The 20,917-nt window shown below is 65.5% G+C and carries 16 protein-coding genes; 6 read left to right on the plus strand and 10 right to left on the minus strand.

Annotated elements, in window-relative coordinates; translation table 11 throughout:
• Positions 1–60 precede the first annotated feature (60 nt).
• Both M2319_RS14915 and purH read left to right on the plus strand, forming a co-directional pair.
• On the plus strand, positions 61–1,839 hold the full coding sequence (locus M2319_RS14915; RefSeq protein ID WP_264602259.1) for a heparinase II/III family protein: 1,779 nt from the start codon (positions 61–63) through the stop codon (positions 1,837–1,839).
• A 122-nt stretch (positions 1,840–1,961) separates the two neighbouring features.
• Complete coding sequence (purH, locus tag M2319_RS14920) at positions 1,962–3,578, plus strand: bifunctional phosphoribosylaminoimidazolecarboxamide formyltransferase/IMP cyclohydrolase (RefSeq protein WP_264602260.1); 1,617 nt, start codon at positions 1,962–1,964, stop codon at positions 3,576–3,578.
• Positions 3,579–3,997: 419 nt separating this feature from the next.
• On the opposite strand, the gene M2319_RS14925 is transcribed toward purH, so the two are convergent.
• Positions 3,998–4,525 (minus strand): OmpA family protein, encoded by a 528-nt coding sequence (locus M2319_RS14925; protein WP_264602261.1) that lies wholly within the window; start codon positions 4,523–4,525, stop codon positions 3,998–4,000.
• A 20-nt stretch (positions 4,526–4,545) separates the two neighbouring features.
• Positions 4,546–5,178, minus strand: coding sequence for a L,D-transpeptidase (locus tag M2319_RS14930; protein WP_406682154.1), 633 nt, complete (start codon positions 5,176–5,178; stop codon positions 4,546–4,548).
• Positions 5,179–5,499: 321 nt separating this feature from the next.
• Here M2319_RS14930 and leuS point away from each other — a divergent pair, with 321 nt between their 5' ends.
• Genes leuS through holA form a run of 3 tightly spaced genes read left to right on the plus strand, consistent with a single transcriptional unit; the run spans position 5,500 to position 9,709 of the window.
• Positions 5,500–8,115, plus strand: a complete 2,616-nt coding sequence (gene leuS / locus M2319_RS14935) for a leucine--tRNA ligase (protein ID WP_264602262.1) — start codon at positions 5,500–5,502, stop codon at positions 8,113–8,115.
• A gap of 46 nt (positions 8,116–8,161) precedes the next feature.
• Complete coding sequence (lptE, locus tag M2319_RS14940) at positions 8,162–8,650, plus strand: LPS assembly lipoprotein LptE (RefSeq protein WP_264602263.1); 489 nt, start codon at positions 8,162–8,164, stop codon at positions 8,648–8,650.
• Positions 8,651–8,677: 27 nt separating this feature from the next.
• A complete protein-coding gene (gene holA, locus M2319_RS14945) occupies positions 8,678–9,709 on the plus strand; it encodes a DNA polymerase III subunit delta (RefSeq protein ID WP_264602264.1) in 1,032 nt (343 codons plus the stop codon).
• Positions 9,710–10,481: 772 nt separating this feature from the next.
• Here holA and M2319_RS14950 read toward each other — a convergent pair.
• From M2319_RS14950 to mnmE, 5 genes are all read right to left on the minus strand, one after another.
• Positions 10,482–11,354: a ParB/RepB/Spo0J family partition protein gene (locus M2319_RS14950; RefSeq protein WP_264602265.1), complete on the minus strand. Its 873-nt coding sequence runs from the start codon at positions 11,352–11,354 to the stop codon at positions 10,482–10,484.
• Positions 11,355–11,440: 86 nt separating this feature from the next.
• Entirely contained in the window at positions 11,441–12,271 is an 831-nt protein-coding gene (locus M2319_RS14955; protein WP_264602266.1) for a ParA family protein, read from the minus strand.
• Positions 12,272–12,301: 30 nt separating this feature from the next.
• On the minus strand, positions 12,302–12,943 hold the full coding sequence (gene rsmG / locus M2319_RS14960; RefSeq protein WP_264602267.1) for a 16S rRNA (guanine(527)-N(7))-methyltransferase RsmG: 642 nt from the start codon (positions 12,941–12,943) through the stop codon (positions 12,302–12,304).
• The gene (gene mnmG / locus M2319_RS14965) at positions 12,940–14,814 is read right to left on the minus strand and encodes a tRNA uridine-5-carboxymethylaminomethyl(34) synthesis enzyme MnmG (RefSeq protein ID WP_264602268.1); all 1,875 of its coding nucleotides are present in this window, start codon (positions 14,812–14,814) and stop codon (positions 12,940–12,942) included. Before mnmG ends, rsmG begins: the two co-directional genes overlap by 4 nt.
• A 181-nt stretch (positions 14,815–14,995) precedes the next feature.
• Positions 14,996–16,327, minus strand: a complete 1,332-nt coding sequence (gene mnmE / locus M2319_RS14970; RefSeq protein WP_264602269.1) for a tRNA uridine-5-carboxymethylaminomethyl(34) synthesis GTPase MnmE — start codon at positions 16,325–16,327, stop codon at positions 14,996–14,998.
• 77 nt (positions 16,328–16,404) lie between these two features.
• Here mnmE and M2319_RS14975 point away from each other — a divergent pair, with 77 nt between their 5' ends.
• Positions 16,405–18,420, plus strand: a complete 2,016-nt coding sequence (locus M2319_RS14975; protein ID WP_264602270.1) for a thioredoxin domain-containing protein — start codon at positions 16,405–16,407, stop codon at positions 18,418–18,420.
• Here the strand turns inward: M2319_RS14975 and M2319_RS14980 are convergent.
• From M2319_RS14980 to M2319_RS14990, 3 genes are all read right to left on the minus strand, one after another.
• Complete coding sequence (locus tag M2319_RS14980) at positions 18,417–18,887, minus strand: hypothetical protein (RefSeq protein WP_264602271.1); 471 nt, start codon at positions 18,885–18,887, stop codon at positions 18,417–18,419. The two genes, M2319_RS14975 and M2319_RS14980, sit on opposite strands and share 4 nt — an antisense overlap.
• Positions 18,888–18,911: 24 nt before the next feature.
• The gene (gene rho, locus M2319_RS14985; protein WP_264602272.1) at positions 18,912–20,177 is read right to left on the minus strand and encodes a transcription termination factor Rho; all 1,266 of its coding nucleotides are present in this window, start codon (positions 20,175–20,177) and stop codon (positions 18,912–18,914) included.
• 261 nt (positions 20,178–20,438) lie between these two features.
• Entirely contained in the window at positions 20,439–20,813 is a 375-nt protein-coding gene (locus tag M2319_RS14990; RefSeq protein ID WP_406682167.1) for a CopD family protein, read from the minus strand.
• Between the last annotated feature and the right edge of the window lie 104 nt (positions 20,814–20,917).

Below are 20,917 nucleotides of genomic sequence, written 5' to 3' on the forward strand. Positions count from 1 at the left end.
GCTCGGACCGCCCGGATCAGCCGCACCGCCAGGAAATAGAGGAAAAGGCAAACTGACCCGATGGTAGCGCGCGTCCTGTCCGAGCAGCTACAGATCTGGCGGCTCGTACTCAGCCATATCTCACGCCATGCCATGGGCTGGATGCGCGCCGGCCTTGTCGGACGGATTCTGCCCGGCGCGCCGCTGCCCGACCGCCTGGTCATCGCGCCCCAGGACATCCGCACCGCTGATCCGATCATCGCCGAGGACATCTATGCCGGTCGCTTCGCCTTCGTCGGCCAGCTCGTGGAGGTCGGCGGCCAGTCGCCCTTCGAGGTACGGCCGCCGTCTGCCGAATGGGCCCGCGCGCTGCACGAATTCGGCTGGCTGCGCCATTTGCGCGTCTCCGACCGGGCGCTGTCGCAGTCGAACGCAAGGGCGCTGATCGAGGACTGGATCCGCCTGACCCCGCGCAAGCACCCGATCGCCTGGGCGCCGGAGGTGGTGGCGCGCCGCGTCCAGTCCTGGCTCTCCCAGTCGCCGCTGTTCCTGGAAGGCTGCAACCGCACCTTCTACCGCCGCTTCATGCGCTCCCTGCACAAGCAGATCGTCTACCTGCGCAACATCATCAACGAGGCGCCGGAGGGTATGGCGCGCATGCGCGTCGCCATCGCGCTCGCCGCCGCCTCCGCCTCGGCCTCCGGCTCGTCGCGCTTCGTGCGCCAGGCCGCGAAGCGCCTCGACTACGAGCTGGACCACCAGATCCTGCCGGATGGCGGCCATATCTCCCGCAGCCCCGGCGCCATCATCGAGATTCTCGCCGACCTCCTGCCGGTCCGCCAGGCCTTCAACGCCCGCGGCATTGCCCCCTCCCAGGCCATGATGAACGCCATCGACCGGATGATGCCGATGCTGCGCTTCTTCTGGCACGGCGACGGCAGCTTCGCGCTCTTCAACGGCATGGGCACGACGCCGACGGACCTCGTCGCCACCATCCTCGCCTATGACGATGCCCGCGGCGCACCGCCCAACAACGCCTCCCATTCCGGCTACCAGCGCATCGCCACCGGGCGCACCGTCGTCATCCTCGACACCGGGCCGCCGCCGCCGGCCGCGGTCAGCCACCGCGCCCATGCCGGGTGCCTGTCCTTCGAGATGAGTTCGGGACGCAACATCGTCGTCGTCAATTGCGGCGCCCCGACAAGGGATCGCGAGGCCCTGTGGCAGGTGGTGCGCGCCACCGCGGCCCATTCCACCGCCGTTCTCAACGACACCTCGTCCTGCCGGTTCCTCGCCGCCGCCTGGCTGCGCCGCTGGATCGGCACGCCGATCCTCTCCGGCCCGAAGAAGATCGAGGTCGACCGACGCGAGGACGACGGCGTCATCAGCGTCACCGCCAGCCATGACGGCTATGCGCGGCGCTTCAACATCGTCCACGAGCGCGGCCTGTTGATGACCGCCGACGGCGGCCGCATCATCGGCGTCGACCGCTTCCGCACCGTCGGCAAGGGCCCGCGCCGGGAGGCCGACCAATATGCCATCCGCTTCCACCTGCACCCGACGGTGAAGGCGAGCCGGCTGCGCAGCGGCGACGCCATCCTCATCGTCTGCCCGGACGGCGAGGCCTGGGAATTCACCGCCCATTCCAGCGAGCCGGGCGATCCGGACGCCGAGCAGCTCGATGCCATGCTGGAGGAGTCCATCTACCTCTCCGACACCCACGGCCACCGGCGCACCGAGCAGATCGTCGTCTATGGCCGCATCCGCCATGCCCCCACCGTCACCTGGTCGCTGACCCGCCAGGCCGCCGCCACCGCCGCCCGCGGCCGCTCCTACGGCGAACCCGAACTGCCGCTCTGAGCAGCGACGGCTGCCACCCACCCCACGGATTCCCGGTCACGACCATCCGCCCGCTGTTCGCGGACGGAATTTCGTGCTATCGCGCGGCCAACCCCTTCCCGATCCCTGAATGGTTGCCCGACATGTCCGTCACCGTGAAAGCCGTTGAAACTCCCGATCACGTCGCCGTAAAGCGCGCGCTCCTGTCCGTCTCCGACAAGGAGGGGCTCGTCGATTTCGCCCGCGCGCTCAGCGAGCGCGGCGTCGAACTCGTCTCCACCGGCGGCACCCGCAAGGCGATCGCGGACGCCGGCATTGCGGTCGTCGACGTCTCGGAAGTCACCGGCTTTCCGGAGATCATGGACGGACGGGTCAAGACCCTGCACCCCAAGGTCCATGGCGGGCTTTTGGCCGTGCGTGACGACCCGGAGCATGCCGCGGCCATGGAGGAGCACGGTATTTCCGGCTTCGATATCGTCGCCATCAACCTCTACCCGTTCGAGAAGACGGTTGCCGGCGGTGCCGATGCGGCGACCGCGATCGAGAACATCGACATCGGCGGGCCGGCGATGATCCGCGCCGCCGCCAAGAACCACGCCTATGTCGCCGTCCTCACCGACCCGGCCGACTACGCGGACCTGCTCGCGGGCCTGGAAGAGACCGGCGGCGCCACCACCAAGGCGCTGCGCACCCGGCTGGCGGCGAAGGCCTTCCAGCGGACGGCCGCCTATGACGCGGCGATCTCCGGCTGGTTCGCCGGCCATCTGGAAGACACCGCCCCGGACCGGCGCATCTTTGCCGGCAGCCTTGCCCAGACCCTTCGCTATGGCGAGAACCCGCACCAGAGCGCCGCTTTCTACCGCACCGGCGACGACCGGCCGGGCGTTGCCACCGCACGGCAGCTCCAGGGCAAGGAGCTCTCCTACAACAACATCAACGACACCGACGCCGCCTATGAGCTGGTCGCCGAGTTCGATCCGGGCCGCACGGCCGCCGTGGCCATCATCAAGCACGCCAACCCGTGCGGTGTCGCCGAGGGCGCGACGCTGCTGGAAGCCTATGAAAAGGCGCTGCGCTGCGATCCGGTCTCGGCCTTCGGCGGCATCGTCGCCCTCAACCGCACGCTCGACGCCGAGGCGGCCGAAAAGATCGTCGAGATCTTCACCGAGGTGATCATCGCGCCGGACGCCACCGACGAGGCCATTGAGATCGTCGCCAGGAAGAAGAACCTGCGCCTGCTTCTCGTCGGCGCCCTGCCGGAGGCTCGTGCCGAAGGCCTCACCTTCAAATCGGTCGCCGGCGGCATGCTGGTCCAGACCCGCGACAACGCCGTCGTCGACGATCTCGACCTGAAGACGGTGACCAAGCGCGCGCCGAGCGACCGGGAGCTGTCCGACCTGCGCTTTGCCTTCCGCATCGCCAAGCACGTGAAGTCGAACACCATCGTCTATGTCCGCGACGGCGCCACGGTCGGCATCGGCGCCGGCCAGATGAGCCGGGTCGATTCGGCCCGCATCGCAGCCCGCAAGGCCGCCGACGCGACCGAAGCGGCGGGCCTCGACGAGCTCCTCACCAAGGGCTGCGTCGTCGCCTCCGACGCCTTCTTCCCCTTCGCCGACGGCCTGATGGCCGCGGTCGAGGCGGGCGCGACGGCCGTCGTCCAGCCGGGCGGCTCCATGCGCGACGACGAGGTGATCAAGGCCGCCGACGACGCCGGCATCGCCATGGTCTTCACGGGCGTCCGCCACTTCCGGCATTAGGGCGGGGTGCCGCGGAAGGCCACGGCAACCTGCTCCGCGTCATTGCCGGGCTTGGTCCGTCAATCCATAGCGCGACGGCGCCATATCGTGCGGATTCTGACCCGCCCAACCACCCGCCGTCACCCCCGGCTGCAGCGAAGCGGGGGATCGGAGCCCCTGTCAGCGCGGTATGTCGGGTGTTTGGTGGAATGGATGTGATCCCGGATCGACGCCGGGAAAGGACCCGTGCGGGCATACCGTGTGGATATGGGCATTGGATCCCGGACTAAATCCGGGATGACGGCTGAATTTTGGGCGAGTGCCCTCCCCGAAACCGCCAGGCTTCGCAAGGGCGACTGCCCGCCGGCGCCTATGCGCCGCCCCCGCGGAGCCGCGAGCGAAGCGAGCCTGGCGTGAGCGGCAAAAACCCAGAGACAAAACTAACTCTCGAAATCCTCACGCAGATTGGTGATCGCGCGCCGGTTCTGGGATTTGCAGACGAGGTCGGCGCAGTCGCGCACGATGCGCTCCTTGCCGTAGCCCTTGATCCACATGCGCTTGGCGTCGACGCCCCTGGCCGCGAGGTAGTCGCGCACGTTCGCCGCCCGCTTTTCCGACAGCGCCTTGTTGGCCGCGTCAGAGCCCGGGTCGTCGGCAAAGCCCTGCACCTTGATCTTCCAGTGGGTGTGCTCGTTCAGCCAGACCGCCTGCTTGTCGAGGGTCACCTTCGCGGTGTCGTCGAGCTCCGCCGAGCCGGCCTTGAAATAGGTTCGCCGGCCGACATTCAGCATGAAGTCCTCTTCGCTGCCGGTCCGCATGTTTTCAAAGCCGGGCGCCGGCGCGTTGGTCTTGTCGGGCGTTGCGACGGACGAAAGACCGCCTGCGCAGGCGCCGAGCGCCAATGCCGCGGCAACCACCAGTACCGAAAGGCCGATCCGCCGGCCGCCAGCCCCCGTGAACATGCTCATCTGGAACTCCCCCCGGGGATTTAACCCTTGTGCTCGGCGATATGCTTCAGCACCAGCACCTCCGTGCCGATCGGGCAGCGCTGGTAGAGGTCGATGACGTCCTCGTTGAACATGCGGATGCAGCCGGACGAGACGTCGCCGCCGATCGTCCAGGGCTCGGTCGTCCCGTGTAGCCGGTAGCCGAGGTCGCCGCCGTTGCGATAGAGATAGAGCGCGCGCGGCCCGAGCGGATTGCGGGCGCCCCCTTCGACGGCCGTCGGCAGGTTCGGCTGGCGCTTGCGCATTTCCGGCGGCGGCACCCAGCGCGGCCAGATCGCCTTGCGATCGATGCGCGCCCGCCCGTACCACTTGAAGCCCTCGCGGCCGACGCCGACGCCGTAGCGCAGCGCCGTCTGGTTCTCCCAGATGACGTAGAGGAAATGGTGCTTGGTATCGACGACGACGGTGCCGGGCTTTTCCGAGCTGAGGTATTTCACCATCTGCCGCTGCCAGCGCTTGTCGATCTTCTTGAAGTTCGTCGAGCGGAAGGTGATGCCGTTGTCGGTGACCGGCGCGCCGTAATAGGCGGCCGCAGAGGCATGAGCTGTACCACTGGTGCCGACCGCAGCGAGCGCGGCCGCACCGGCAATGAAGTCCCGTCGGGAAAGCTCCACGATGAATTCCTCCCTGGCGGCCTTGATGCCCGCTCGACGCCCCGTCCCGTGCGGTATTAGGCGCAGAGAACGCGAAAGGGTCAAGTCGTCGCAGTCCGGCGCACCGGCCCGCGACCGAAGACAACGCAGTAAACCGACTTGCGATCGTGGCGGCGGACCTCCGCCCGGCTCGACCGCACCGTCGCGCTTGCACCACAGGCCCTCGGGGAAATGGCCAAAAAGGGCGCGTTGATCGGCCCAAGCCATTGACCGGTGACCCGGTTTCTGGTGAAGGTCGCGCCACCGAACGTCCCTCACACTCCGAAAGACACAGACAGCACGATGGCGAGCGCGCGATACAACGCCCGCGAGGCGGAACCGAAATGGCAGAAGATCTGGGACGAGGCGGGCGTCTTTCGCACCGACAATGACGACCCGCGCCCGAAATACTACGTCCTGGAGATGTTCCCCTATCCGTCCGGGCGCATCCATATGGGCCACGTGCGCAACTACACCATGGGCGACGTGGTCGCCCGCTACAAGCGCGCCAGGGGCTTCAACGTGCTGCATCCGATGGGCTGGGACGCCTTCGGCATGCCGGCGGAAAACGCGGCCATGCAGAACAAGGTCCACCCCAAGGAGTGGACCTACGCCAACATCGCGGCGATGCGCGCGCAGTTGAAGTCGATGGGCCTGTCGCTCGACTGGGCCCGCGAATTCGCCACCTGCGACGTCGACTATTACCACCGCCAGCAGAAGCTGTTCCTGGACTTTTTGAAGGCCGGCCTTGCCTACCGCCGCAAGTCGAAGGTCAACTGGGACCCGGTCGACCACACCGTGCTCGCCAACGAGCAGGTCATCGACGGTCGCGGCTGGCGCTCCGGCGCCCTCGTCGAACAGCGCGACCTGACCCAGTGGTTCTTCAAGATCACCGACTTTTCCGAGGACCTTCTGGAAGCGCTCGGCACCCTCGACCGCTGGCCGGACAAGGTGCGCCTGATGCAGGCGAACTGGATCGGCCGTTCGGAAGGGCTGCACGTCCGCTTCGAATTCACCGACACGCCGCCCTCGGGCGATGCCACGCTGGAAGTCTTCACCACGCGGCCGGACACGCTGTTCGGCGCGAGCTTCATGGCGCTGTCGTCGGAGCATCCGGTGGCGAAGGCGCTCGCCGAGACCAACCCGGAAATTGCGGCGTTTGCCGAGGAATGCCGGCGCATGGGCACCAGCGTCGTCGCCATCGAAACGGCGGAAAAGAAGGGCATCGACACCGGGCTCAGGGTCAAGCACCCGTTCGATCCGGAAAAGACCCTGCCGGTCTATATCGCCAACTTCATCCTCATGGACTACGGCACCGGCGCCATCTTCGGCTGTCCGGCCCACGACCAGCGCGACCTCGACTTCGCCCGTGCCTACGGCCTGCCGGTGACGCCCGTCGTCGCCCCTTCCGATGCCGATGCGGCAAGCTTTGAGGTCGGCGACGAGGCCTTCGTCGACGACGGCCGGCTGATCAATTCCGAATTCCTCGACGGCCTGTCGATCCCGGACGCCAAGGAGGAGGTCGCAAGCCGCCTGGAAGCCGTCACCATCGACGGCGCGCCGCAGGCGACCCGCAAGGTCAATTTCCGCCTGCGCGACTGGGGCATTTCCCGTCAGCGCTATTGGGGCTGCCCGATCCCGGTGATCCATTGCGAGGCCTGCGGCACCGTGCCGGTGCCCGAGGCCGACCTGCCGGTGAAGCTGCCCGAGGACGTTTCCTTCGACACCCCCGGCAACCCGCTCGATCGCCATCCGACCTGGAAGGACGTGCCGTGCCCGCAATGCGGCAAGCCGGCCCGGCGCGAGACGGACACCATGGACACCTTCGTCGATTCGTCCTGGTATTTCGCCCGCTTCACCGACCCCAAGAACGACGCGCCGACCGATCCGAAGGTCGCCGACGCCTGGCTGCCCGTCGACCAGTATATCGGCGGCATCGAGCACGCCATCCTGCACCTGCTCTATTCGCGCTTCTTCACCCGGGCCATGAAGGCGACGGGCCATCTGGACCTGAAGGAGCCCTTCGGCGGCCTCTTCACCCAAGGCATGGTCACCCATGAGACCTACCGCTCAAAGGGCGGCGACTGGGTCAACCCGGCCGATATCCGTATCTTTGAGGACGGCGGCACGCGCCGCGCGGAAATGCTGGAGGGCGGCGCCCCGGTCGAGATCGGCCCGGTGGAGAAGATGTCGAAGTCGAAGAAGAACACCGTCGACCCCACCGACATCCTGCAGACCTACGGCGCCGACACCGCCCGCTGGTTCATGCTCTCCGACACCCCGCCGGACCGCGACATCCAGTGGACCGATGCCGGCGCGGAAGGGGCTCACCGCTTCGTCCAGCGCGTCTGGCGCATCGCCTCGGAAGTCGCCGAGCTGAAGGACGTGCCGGCGACACGCCCGGCGGAGTTCTCCGCCCCGGCGCTGGAGGTCCGCAAGCTCGCCCACAAGACCCTTGCCGCCGTTGAGAGCGACATCGAGCAGCTCGCCTTCAACCGCGCCGTCGCCCGCCTCTACGAGCTCGGCAACGGCCTCGGCAAGGCCCTGGCGGCCGCCAGGGACCCGTCGCACGACACCGCCTTCGCCCTCCGCGAGGCCGCGGAAATGATGATCCGGATGATGGCACCGATGACGCCGCATCTGGCCGAGGAATGCTGGAAGGCCCTCGGCCAGGAGACGCTGCTCGCCTCGGCCGAGTGGCCGGCGGTCGAGAAGGACCTTCTCGCCGAGGATACCATCGTCCTGCCGGTCCAGGTCAACGGCAAGCGGCGCGGCGAGGTCACCGTCGCCCGGGATGCGGCCAACGCCGAGATCGAATCCGCCGCCCTTGAGATCGACGCCGTGCAGAAGGCCTTGCAGGGCAAGCCGCCGCGCCGCATCATTGTCGTCCCGCAACGCATCGTGAACGTGGTCGCCTGATATGTCTCATCGACGGGAGCCGACACGCCGGACCCTGGTTCTCGGCATGCTTGCTGCGGCAGGCTTCGGCCTTGCCGGCTGCCAGGTCACCCCGCTCTACGGCACGCTGCCGTCCGGCGGCACGGTCCGCGACGACACCCGGGCGATCCGCATCGAGCCGGCGACCACCCGCGTCGGCCAGGAACTGCGCAACGAGCTGATTTTCGCCTTTACCGGCGGCGGCAGCGCCGCGGCGGAGGACCGCTACAGCCTCAGGATCGTGCTGTCCGAACATGAATCGGCCGTCGGCGTTGAAAAGCTCGCCGACGTTCCGGCCGCCTATTTCATTCTCGTGCGCGCGTCCTTCGTTCTCACCGAGATCGCCACCGGAACCACGGTGCTGTCCGGATCGAGCTTTGCCAGCGCGTCCTACGACTTCTCCACCCAGCGCTTTGCCAATCTGCGCGCCAAGCGCGACGCGGAAGACCGGGCGGTCAAGGTGATTTCCGACGACATCCGCACCCGCATCGCCGCCCATTTCGCCACCGCCGGCTGACCCGATGCCCGACCCCGGGAGCCCGCCATGGCCTTGATCAAGGGCCGCGACATCGACCGGTTCCTGAAGTCCCCGCCCGCCGACCTTGCGCTCGTCCTCGTCTTCGGGCCCGACACCGGCCTCGTCAACGAGCGCTGCAAGGCCCTGGTGAAGACGGCGACCGCCGGCTCCGAAGACCCCTTCGCCCTCGTCACCCTCGATGCCTCGGAAATCGCCTCCGATCCGAGCCGGCTTGCCGACGAGGCGCTGCAGATCGCCATGTTCGGCGATCGCCGCACGGTCTGGGTGCGCAACGCCGGCACCCAGAACATCGTCCCCGCCGTCGAGCCGCTCATCGCCGAACCGCCGACCGATTCCCTCGTCGTCATCGAGGCTGGAGACCTTAAAAAAGGCACGGGGTTACGGCGTCGTTTCGAAGCCGATTCGAAAGCCGTGGCGATCGCCTGCTACGCCGATGCCGCCGCCGACCTCGACCGCCTGATGGACGAGGAGGCGAATGCGGCCGGCCTTGAGATCGACCGCGACGCCCGGCAGGCCCTCCATGCGCTGATCGGCGCCGACCGCCTCGCCTCGCGCGGTGAACTGGCAAAACTCTGCCTCTACGCCCGCGGCGACAAGCGCATCACCATCGAGCATGTGGCCGCCGTCGTCGGCGACGCCTCCGGTCTGGCGGTGGACGAGCTGATCGACGCGGTCTTTGCGGGCAGCATAGACCAGGTCGTGCGCAACTATCGCCGCATGATCGCGGCCGGCACCTCGCCCGCCTCGATCGGCACGGCGACACTCCGGCACATGCAGATGCTGCACCGGGCCCGCGCCGACGTCGATGCCGGCTCCAGCGCGGAGACCGTCGTCGCCCGCGCGCGCCCGCCGATCTTCTTCCGCCGCCGCCCGCACATCACCCGCGCGCTTTCCCGCTGGAGCTCGCACCGGCTGGAACATGCCATGGGGGTGCTGAACGAAGCGATCCTCAACGCACGGCGTCTGCGCGATCTGGAAGACGAGATCCTCGGCGAGGCGCTGTTGCTGATCGCCAGGGCGGCGCGGGCGCCGGGATAGGAACGGGAGGGACCGAAGGCTTCCGATTCCATCGATCGGGCAACCGGCCTCCCTTTCCGGACCTGGCAGCGCCCGCCGGTTCCGGATAGTTTCCGGCCGGCCATCGCTTGAAAAAACTGATGCGTGGGCATCAGGCAATCAATCCGCAGATTTTCTCGCCATCTCATCCCTCTCATGCGCCATTGCCGGGCTAGACCCGGCAATCCATGATGCCCTGATTTCAATTACTTAAGATGAGAGTGGCCGCGCTGCCCCATGGACCACCGGATCAAGTCCGGTGGTGACGCAGAGCGTGGGGGTGCTGCCATACGTAACCCGGAAACCGGACAGTAATGCGCTTGCCCCGCAGAACCGGATAACTATTTCAGAACAGTTAGTTAGCGCCGTATGGATCGCCGCGTCGGCCGTTCGGCCTCCTCGCGATGACGACACAAATTCTGAGGAACCGCATCTGCAGCCGTCATTGCGAGCGAAGCGAAGCAATCTAGAGTGTTTCATGCGATCACGGAATCGCCCGAAACGCTCTAACTTATTGTTTTGACGCGTATTCTGGTCCGAAAGCCGGTTCCCACTTTTCGGGAATACGCTCCAGAAGCGGCCTTTCGAGCCCCGCGGCGATGGTAAGTAACGTCCGCCAGCCGGCAGGACCAAAAACGCACTACGCGGCACGGAAAGCAACGCATCTTTTTCATTTCGGAACCGAATGAACCGCTGGAAATCAGCCGCTTTCACTTGCTCAGCCTGACCGGAGAACAACAGCGCCGCGCGACCACTATCCCCTCAGCCGCGCGCTGATCTCGTCGAGCTGTTCCAGCGTCTTGTACCGGATCTGCACGGAGCCGCCGGCTTCGCCGCGATGGTCGATGACGACATTTAGGCCGATGGCGTCGGTCAGGCTCTTTTCCAGCGCACGGGTATCGGCGTCCTTTTCCGGCTTGGCCTTGGCCGGCTTTTTCGGCCGGTCCGAAGCCGCCTGGGTCATCAGCTCTGCCTCGCGGACGCTGAGATTGCCGTCGACGATCTGTTTGGCGAGGTCTTCCGCGTCATCCCGGGTAATGAGCGTGCGCGCATGGCCGGCGGTCAGCTTGCCGTCGAGCACATAAGTCCGCACCACCTCCGGCAGGCGCAGCAGCCGCATGGTGTTGGCCACATGGCTGCGGCTCTTGCCGATGACCTTGGCGAGTTCGGCCTGGGAATAGGAGAATTCCTCGGTCAGCCGCTCATAGCCGAGCGCCTCTTCGATCGCATTGAGGTCGGAGCGCTGCACGTTCTCGATGATGGCAAGTTCCAGCGCCTCGCGGTCGGTGACGTCGAGGACGACGACCGGCACCTCGTGGAGGCCCGCCCGCTGCGCCGCCCGCCAGCGCCGCTCGCCGGCGATGATCTCATAGGAGCGCCCGCTGTCGTCGACGGGCCGGACCACGATCGGCTGGACGATGCCCTTTTCCTTCACCGAGGCGACGAGGTCGGCAAGGTCGTCCTCGTTGAAATTGCGCCGCGGGTTGCGCGGGTTGCCGCGCAGGAATTCCACGGGAAGCCGGCGTTGGCTGTGCGCGCGCTCGACCGCCGCATCTTCCGTCTCCACATCGCCGAGCAGGGCGGCAAGCCCCCGGCCGAGCCGCTTTTTCGATGCTGCCTCGCTCATCGATTTCTCCTGAATGTCATTCCGGTAAGCAGACTCCGAATCATTTCGGAAGCGAATCCGCCCTTCGCCAGTCTACATCGTTTCGGTTATGCCGCGGCGTTGTTGAGGCGCTTCTCGCGCTGGATGATCTCCGAGGCCAGCTTCAGATAGGCCTGGCTGCCGGCGCAGTTGAGATCATAAAGCAGCGCCGGCTTGCCATAGGACGGCGCCTCCGACACCCGCACATTTCGCGGGATGACGGTCTGGTAGACCTTGTCGCCGAGCGTCTCGCGCACATCGGCCGCGACCTGATCCGACAGATTGTTGCGGCTGTCATACATGGTCAGCACGATGCCGTGGATGGACAGCCCCGGATTGAGCGCGGTCTTCACCTGCTCAACGGTGGAGAGCAACTGGGTCAGGCCTTCCAGCGCGAAGAATTCACACTGCAGCGGCACGAGGATGGCGTTGGACGCAACGAGCGCGTTGATGGTGAGCAGGTTGAGCGAGGGCGGGCAGTCGATCAGGACGTAGGAGAACCGTTCCTCCGGATCGAGCGCCTGCATCTGGTCCTGAAGCGCCGAGATCGCCTTCCTCAGCCTGACGGACCGGTCCCGCTCCTGGGAGATTTCCAGCTCGACCCCGAGAAGGTCGAGGGTCGACGGCGCGATCCACAGCCGCGGCACCGAGGTCTCCAGGATGACGCGGTGAAGCGGCGCCTCGCCGGTCATGACGTCGTAGGTCGAGACCTCGCGGGCGCGCCGGTCGATGCCGAGCCCGGTCGAGGCATTGCCCTGCGGGTCGATGTCGAGAATCAGCACCCGTTCGCCGATCGCGGCCAGCGCCGTGCCGAGATTGATTGCCGTCGTCGTCTTGCCGACCCCGCCCTTCTGGTTGGCAAGGGACAGGACGCGCAAACCGTTCGTCTTGGAAATCATGGTGGTCACCTCTCGCAACCGGCCCGCTTGCTACCGCCGCTGCAGGTGCCGAATCACGACGATCCGGCTGTCCGGTTCGATACTGCTCACCTTTTCTACCAGATCGATGATCCAGAAACGATTTGCTTCTTCCAGTTCCCGGGAAAAATCCCGCCCCTTGTGGAAAACAGCAACAGCGCCGTGTCCAACCATTGACTCAGTATAACCGCAAAGCCGGGAAAGCGGCGCCAGCGCACGGGCCGAGACCGCATCGACCGGCGCGGTCCAGTCGGCCACCACGTCCTCGATGCGCGCCACATGGACCGTGGCGGGAATACCGGTTTCACGTGAAACCGTCCGTAAAAACGAGGCCTTGCGCTGGTCGCTTTCCACGAGATCTACGGACGCCCCAGGCGTCTCGGCAAGGAGGATCGCAGTTACGATCCCGGGGAATCCGGCCCCGCTGCCGAGGTCCATCCAGCGCCGCGCATTGGGTGCCGCGGCGAGCGCCTGCGCACTGTCAGCGACGTGCCGTGTCCACAGGTTTTCCACCGTCTTTCCAGAGACGAGGTTGATACGTTTCTGCCAGCGCTTCAGGAGATCCACATAGATCGAGAGCCGTTCGGCGGATTCACGTGAAACATCGAGGATGGCTCGAACGGCCTCGACGCTCTCCGGCAGCGGCCTCGTCACGCGGCATCCTCGTTCGCCCGCCGGCGCCGGGCGTGGGCGAGGAGGAGGGTGAGCGCGGCCGGCGTCATGCCGTCGATGCGCGAGGCCTGGCCGATCGTTTCCGGGCGGACCTGTTCCAGCTTGTGCCGCACCTCGTTGGAAAGCCCGGAAATCGACCCATAGTCGAGATCGGCCGCGAGCCGCAGATCCTCGTCGCGGCGGAACGCGGCGATGTCCGCATCCTGACGCTTCAGATAGACGGCATAGACCGCTTCGATCTGAAGCTGCTCGCGGACATCCAGCGACAGAGCACCGATCTCCGGCCAAATGCCCGAGAGCCGGTCCGCATCGATCCCCGGAAAGGACAGAAGTTCGAAGGCACTGCGGCGCGTGCCGTCCTGGTTGAGCGAGAGGCCGTGCCGCTGGCCTTCGCTGGGCGTCAGGCTGAGAGTGCTCAGCATCTCCCGGCCGCGCTGAAGAAGCGCCATCTTTTTCGAAAAACACTGCGCCCGGCCTGCATCGACGCAGCCCCAGGCCTCCCCGAGCGGCGTCAGCCGCTGGTCGGCATTGTCCGCGCGCAGCGAGAGCCGGTATTCGGCGCGCGAGGTGAACATCCGATAGGGCTCGGAAACACCGCGGGTGACGAGGTCGTCGACCATGACGCCGAGATAGCCCTCATCACGGCCGACCGTGACGCCGTCGCCGCCGCCCGCCAGCCGCGCCGCATTGAGGCCGGCGAGCAGCCCCTGCGCCGCCGCCTCCTCATAGCCCGTCGTGCCGTTGATCTGGCCCGCAAGGAAAAGCCCCGCAACCCGGTTCGTCTCAAGCGTCGGACGCAGCTCGCGCGGATCGATGTGGTCGTATTCGATGGCATAGCCCGGCTGCAGGATGGTTGCGCGCTCAAGGCCAGGGATGGTCCGGACATAGGCCTCCTGCACATCCTCCGGCAGGCCGGTCGAAATCCCATTCGGATAGACGGTGTGATCTTCGAGGCCCTCCGGCTCCAGAAAGATCTGGTGGCCGTCGCGATCGCCGAACCGGACCACCTTGTCCTCGATGGACGGGCAGTAGCGCGGACCCGTGGAATCGATCTGGCCAGAATAGATCGGCGACAGCCCGATATTGTCGCGGATGATGTCGTGGGTCCGTTCCGTCGTCCGCGTGATGTGGCAGACGATCTGCGGTGTCGCGATCCGATCCGTCAGCGTGGAGAACGGCACCGGCGGATCGTCGCCTTCCTGGACTGCAAGCGCGGTCCGGTCGATGGTCCGCCCGTCCAGCCGCGGCGGCGTCCCGGTCTTCAGGCGCCCGAGCCGGAACCCGAACCGCTCAAGGCTCGCCGACAGTCCCGCCGCCGGCGCTTCGCCGACCCGGCCCGCCGGGATTTTTTTCCGGCCGATATGGATCATGCCGCGCAGGAAGGTGCCCGTGGTCAGAACGACGGCGCCACACGAATAGGACCGCCCATCCGCCAGCACGAGCCCCGTGACCCGATTGCCGGAAAACGAAATATCCTCCGCCTCGCCCTCGATCACCGTCAGGTTTTCCGTTGCCGCGATTTCGGCCTGCATGGCCTCGCGATAGAGCTTGCGGTCGATCTGGGCCCGCGGCCCGCGCACGGCCGGACCCTTGCGCCGGTTGAGAAGGCGAAACTGGATGCCGGCCTTGTCCGCCATCCGGCCCATGAGGCCGTCGAGGGCGTCGACCTCGCGCACCAGATGGCCCTTGCCGAGCCCGCCGATCGCCGGATTGCACGACATCGCCCCAACCGTGTCGAGCCTATGGGTGACGAGGGCCGTGCGTGCTCCGAGCCGTGCGGAAGCGCTTGCGGCCTCCATGCCAGCGTGCCCGCCGCCGATCACCATCACGTCGAAATCAGCCGTCCTCGTCATCCGCTTTCCGTAATTTCATCGCCCGCGCGGCGCAATTCGCGCCGCCGATTTGTCCCGGTTATGGGTACAAACATGTGGAAAATCAATTCGCAAAGCCGGTTTTGAGTCGACTTTTGCGAAAACCTGTTTCACGTGAATCCGGCGTCTCGGCCGTATATCGGATTCACGTGAAACACTCGGCCTATTTGCCGATACAGAACTCCGCGAAGATCACGTCGAGCACATCCTCCACGTCAATCCGCCCCGTGATCCGCCCGAGCGCATCGCCGGCATGCCGAAGCTCTTCGGCCATCAGTTCCGGATCGACGACGCTTTCCGCCCGAGTGAGCGCATCCCGGCAATCGGACAGCGCCGCCCGGTGCCGCTCCCGCGTCGCCATCGCCGAGCCGAGCCCGGCGAACTTTTCCCCGGCAAAGGCCGCGAGCTTTTCCTGAAGGCCGCCGAGACCGGCACCGGTCTTCACAGAGATCGCGAGCGCATCGTCTCCAACCTCAAAACCGTCTCCGACGAGATCCGCCTTGTTAGCGATCGGCCAGACCGTTCCCGCCGCTGACACCACTTCGCCCGGCGCACCGGCCATCGGTCCCGATGCATCCTCCATCCACAGGACGAGGTCGGCATCACTCCCCCGCGCCAGCGCCCGGCGGATGCCTTCCTTCTCGACGACCCCCTCCGCCTCGCGAAGCCCGGCCGTGTCGATCAGCGTCACCGGATAGCCGGCAAGGTCGAGATGGACTTCCAGCACATCCCGTGTCGTCCCCGCCTCCTCCGTGACGATGGCGACATCGCGCCGTGCCAGCGCATTCATCAGGCTCGACTTGCCGGCATTGGGCGGACCCATCAACGCCACCTGAAGCCCGTCGCGCAGCCGCTCGCCGCCGCGGCCCTCTTCGAGCTTCGTTTCGATACCGATTCGAAGATCGGTCAGTTCCGCCCGGTCCGCATCGGTCACCGAGCCGAGCACGTCCTCCTCCTCGGCGAAGTCGAGCCCGGCCTCGATCCGCGCCCGGAGCCCGATCAGGCGCCGACGCCACTCCTCCACCAGATCGCCAAAGCTCCCGCGAAGCTGCGACAGGGCCTGGCGCCGCTGCGCTTCCGTCTCCGCCGCGATCAGATCGGCCAGCCCCTCGACCCGCGTCAGGTCCAGCTTGCCGTTGTCGAAGGCCCGCCGCGAAAATTCCCCCGCCTCCGCCGGCCGCAAGCCGTCGACCGTCCCAAGCGCTTCCAGCACCGCGCCGACCACGGCCCGTCCGCCATGGACATGGAGTTCCGCCACATCCTCGCCGGTAGCGCTCGCCGGCCCTTCGAAAAAAAGCACCACGGCCTCGTCGAGCACCGACCCGTCCCGCGGGTCCTTCAGCGCCCGGAGAACCACCCGCCGCGCCTCCGGCACCGACCCGGCCATCGTTTCGAGAACGATTCGAACCCGCGGCCCGCTCAGCCGCACGACGGCGATCGCCGAGGGCAACGCGCCACTTGAAAGCGCAAAGATCGTCTCACCCCGATTGTCCACGCCGGCCTTTTCTCCCCGGACCGTCCCGCTAGTTACGAACGGAACCCGTTTTTGCGATTTCGCCAAAAGGATTTCCCGTGACCGAAAACCTCCTGAAGCACGAGACCAGCCCCTATCTCCTCCAGCACAAGGACAATCCCGTGCATTGGCGACCCTGGGGAAAGGCCGCCTTCGAGGAGGCCGAGGCCGCCGGCAAGCCGATCCTTCTGTCCGTCGGCTATGCGGCCTGCCACTGGTGCCACGTCATGGCCCATGAGAGCTTCGAGGACCCGGACGTGGCGGCGGTGATGAACCGTCTCTACGTCAACGTCAAGGTCGATCGGGAGGAGCGGCCGGACGTCGACCAGATCTATATGGCCGCGCTCCATGCGCTCGGCGAACAGGGCGGCTGGCCACTGACCATGTTCCTGACGCCGAAGGGGGAGCCGTTCTGGGGCGGCACCTATTTTCCGAAGACGGCGCGCTTCGGCCGGCCGGGCTTCGTCACTGTGCTGGAAGAGATCGCGCGCATCGTCCGCGACGAACCGGACAAGGTGGAAGCCAACCAGAGCGCCATCGTCGCCCACATTTCCGCACGCACAGAAACAGGCTCGAGCCTTCATCCGGGCGTCCTCGACAAGGCCGCCGAGGGCCTTCTCGGCGTCATGGACCCGGTCAATGGCGGCACCAAGGGCGCGCCGAAATTCCCCAACGCCTCCGTCTTCGAGCTTCTCTGGCGGGCCTATCGGCGCACGGGAAACATGGAAATGCGCGATGCCGTCCTCCTGGCGCTGCGCCGGATCGCCCAGGGCGGCATCTACGATCATCTCGGCGGCGGTTTCGCCCGCTACTCCGTCGACGACCGCTGGCTTGTCCCCCATTTCGAAAAGATGCTCTACGACAATGCCCAGCTCGTCTCGCTGATGACGTCCGCCTGGCTTGAGACCGGCGACGACCTCTTCCGCCGCCGCATCACGGAAACCGTCGCGTGGATGCAACGGGAGATGACACTCGACTGCGGAGCGTTCGCCGCCAGCTTCGATGCGGATTCCGAAGGCGAGGAGGGCCGGTTCTATGTCTGGACCCGGGGCGAAATCCTGACCCTCCTCGGCGAGGACGACGGCGGCTTTTTCTGCGACCTTTACGACGCCATGCCCGGCGGCAACTGGGAAGGAAAGGTCGTCCTCAACCGGCTGAACACACCCGGCACCGACGATGCGGAAACGGACGAGCGGCTGACGATCCTTCGCCAGCGGCTGTTCGAAGATCGCGCAGGCCGCATCCCCCCGGCCCGCGACGACAAGGTGCTTGCCGACTGGAACGGCCTTGCCATCTCCGCCCTTGCCCGCGCCGCCACCGTCTTCGACGAACCGGTCTGGCTGGAACGGGCGATGTCCGCCTACCGTTTCATCTCCGAATCGATGGTGAAGGACGGTCGCCTTGGCCATAGCTGGTGCGCCGGGAAACTCGTCTATCCGGGCCTTGCCTCCGACCACGCGGCAATCTGCGAGGCCGCCCTCACTCTTTACGAGGCAACCGGCGAAGACGCCTATCTCCAGGATGCCGTCGCCCGCGCGGAGAACCTGGAACAGCATTATGCGGACAGGGATGCCGGTGGCTATTTCCTCACGGCCGACGACGCCGACGACCTGATCCTCAGGCCGAAATCATCGGCCGACGAGGCAACGCCCAACGCCAATGCAGTCGCCGCCAAGGCCCTGGTAAAACTCTGGACTCTGACCGGCAACGATATCTACCGCCAGCGTGCGGACGGCATCCTCTCCATCTTTGCCGAGGACATCGCCAAGAACGTCTTCATGACGGCGGCACTGTTGAATGCCTTTGACTTCCGGCTCGATCCGGTTTCCGTCGTCATCGTCGGCGGAATGCCAGGCGAGGTCTCGCCGATGGTCGAGGCCGTCCGCCGCTGCGACCATCTCAACGTCGTTCCTTTCGTCACCGAATCGACTGCATCCCTGCCGCCCTCGCACCCGGCCGCCGGCAAGACGCCGATCGACGACAAGGAGACCGCCTATGTCTGCCACGACGACCGCTGCGGTCCGCCAGTGACGGATCCGGATGCTCTTCTGAAAACGATTCACGTGAAACATTAGGCGTCGCAACCGCCCGAGCCGGCCGCTTTTTCATACCTCTTGGCGTGGTCGACTCGCGCGAGGAAACGTTCGGCTCGCGCAACGGCGTCGCCGAAATACTGGTCCGGCCCGAGCATCTTGCGCCGGTTCAGGTCGGCCGTGTCGAGGAGATCGAAATCGACGCGCTCCATGCGGCCGTGCCATCCCGCCTGCTGCCGGCGCCAGCAATTGCAGTGATGAGCAACAAGACGCTCGCGCAGCACATAGCCGTGGAAGTCGAAGGCAACCGTCCCGTCCGTGACAAAAATATGGTTTCCGGAAAAGCCCTCGTCGGGCACAACGCGCTCACCGTAAAAACCCGCCAGCGGCGAACGGCGCAGAAAAACGCCCGCCAGGATATGGCAGGCGCCAAAGCCGAAGAATATCCGGTCGGGAAGGGCCCAGCGGCGTTCCGGATCGCGCTTGATGCCCGGTTTCAGGACATACATGCCGCGCGACCCGGATTTGGCGCTTTAGGTGTTCATGGAGTCGAAGAACTCGTCGTTGTTCTTCGTCTGCTTCAGCTTGTCGAGCAGGAACTCGATGGCGTCGACCGTGCCCATCGGATTGAGGATGCGGCGCAGCACGTACATCTTCTTGAGCTGCTTGGGATCGACCAGCAGCTCTTCCTTGCGGGTGCCGGAGCGCTGGATGTCGATCGCCGGGAACACGCGTTTGTCCGCCACCTTGCGGTCGAGGATGATTTCGGAGTTACCCGTGCCCTTGAACTCCTCGAAGATCACCTCGTCCATGCGGCTGCCGGTATCGATGAGGGCCGTCGCGATGATCGTCAGCGAGCCGCCTTCCTCGATATTACGCGCCGCGCCGAAGAACCGCTTCGGCCGCTGCAGGGCGTTGGCATCGACACCGCCGGTCAGCACCTTGCCGGAGGACGGCACGACGGTGTTGTAGGCGCGCCCGAGCCGGGTAATGGAGTCGAGAAGAATCACCACGTCGCGGCCATGTTCGACCAGGCGCTTGGCCTTTTCGATCACCATCTCGGCCACCTGCACGTGCCGCGCCGCCGGCTCGTCGAAGGTCGAGGAAATGACCTCGCCGCGAACGGAGCGCTGCATGTCGGTGACTTCTTCCGGCCGCTCGTCGATCAGAAGGACGATGACGTAGCATTCCGGGTGGTTGCTGGTGATGGAGTGGGCGATGTTCTGGAGAAGCACCGTCTTACCGGTGCGCGGCGGTGCCACGATCAGTCCGCGCTGGCCCTTGCCGAGCGGCGAGGTCAGGTCGATCACCCGCGCCGACTTGTCCTTGCGCGTCGGATCTTCCGTTTCCATGTGGAACCGCTCGTCCGGATAGAGCGGCGTCAGATTGTCGAAATGGACCTTGTGGCGGGTCTTGTCCGGATCCTCGAAATTTATCGTGTTGACCTTGAGGAGCGCGAAATAGCGTTCGCCCTCCTTCGGGCTGCGGATCTGGCCTTCGACCGTATCGCCGGTCTTCAATGAGAACCGCCGGATCTGCGACGGCGACACATAGATATCGTCCGGACCGGGCAAATAGTTGGCGTCCGGCGAGCGCAGGAAGCCGAAGCCGTCCTGCAGCACTTCCACGACGCCTTCGCCGATGATCTCCACGTCATTCGCCGCGAGCTGCTTCAAGATCGCGAACATCTGCTCCTGGCGGCGCATGGTGCTGACATTTTCGACTTCGAGCTCTTCGCCGAAGGCAGCCAGATCGGTCGGCGTCTTCGCCTTCAATTCCTGAAGTTTGATTTCCCGCATGGGGTTGAGATTCCTTGGGACCGCGACGGTTGAAGACGTCGCTTGCTTTTGAGGGTTTGGGAAAATTCGACAGATCTTAGGTTCGATCGCTCGCCGAACCTCGGCGCCTCGTCGCATATAGCCCGGGCGCCCGCCTGTCTTTCAGAGAGGTTATTGGGAACATAGTCGCTTCGGCCGAAGCCGACAAGACCCGTGGTAATATAACCAATGGGTGCATCCGGGCCGCTTCTCGACCCGGAGCGACCGGAACGGCCTGAAGTTTCAGAACGGCTTGAAGATGACGAGGATTACCGCAACGATCATGATCAAGGTCGGGATTTCATTGATCATCCGGTAAAAACGTTCGGAATGCTCGTTGGCATCGGCCGCGAAGGCCTTTCTGAGCTTTCCGAGCCACATATGGTACCAGGTCAACAGCGCGACAAAGATAAACTTAAGAATAAACCAGACATCGAAATAGTAATCCATATCCCACGCGATCCACAAGCCGAATATCCAGCTTGAAATCATCGCCGGATTGCCGATCATCCGAAGAAGCTTCCGCTCCATTACCTTGAAGAGTTCGGACTGATCGGAGCCAACGGGCACCATGGTGTGATAAACATAAAGCCGAGGCAGGTAAAACAACGCCGCCATCCAGGCAATGATCGAAATGATGTGCAGTGTCTTCTGCCAGGAATAAAGATCGTCGAACACCGTCGAACGCCCCTTTTGCTCAATTGGTACGGACACCGACCGCG

The sequence above is a fragment of the Rhodobium gokarnense genome, from assembly GCF_025961475.1.
In the GTDB taxonomy this organism is placed as follows: domain Bacteria; phylum Pseudomonadota; class Alphaproteobacteria; order Rhizobiales; family Rhodobiaceae; genus Rhodobium; species Rhodobium gokarnense.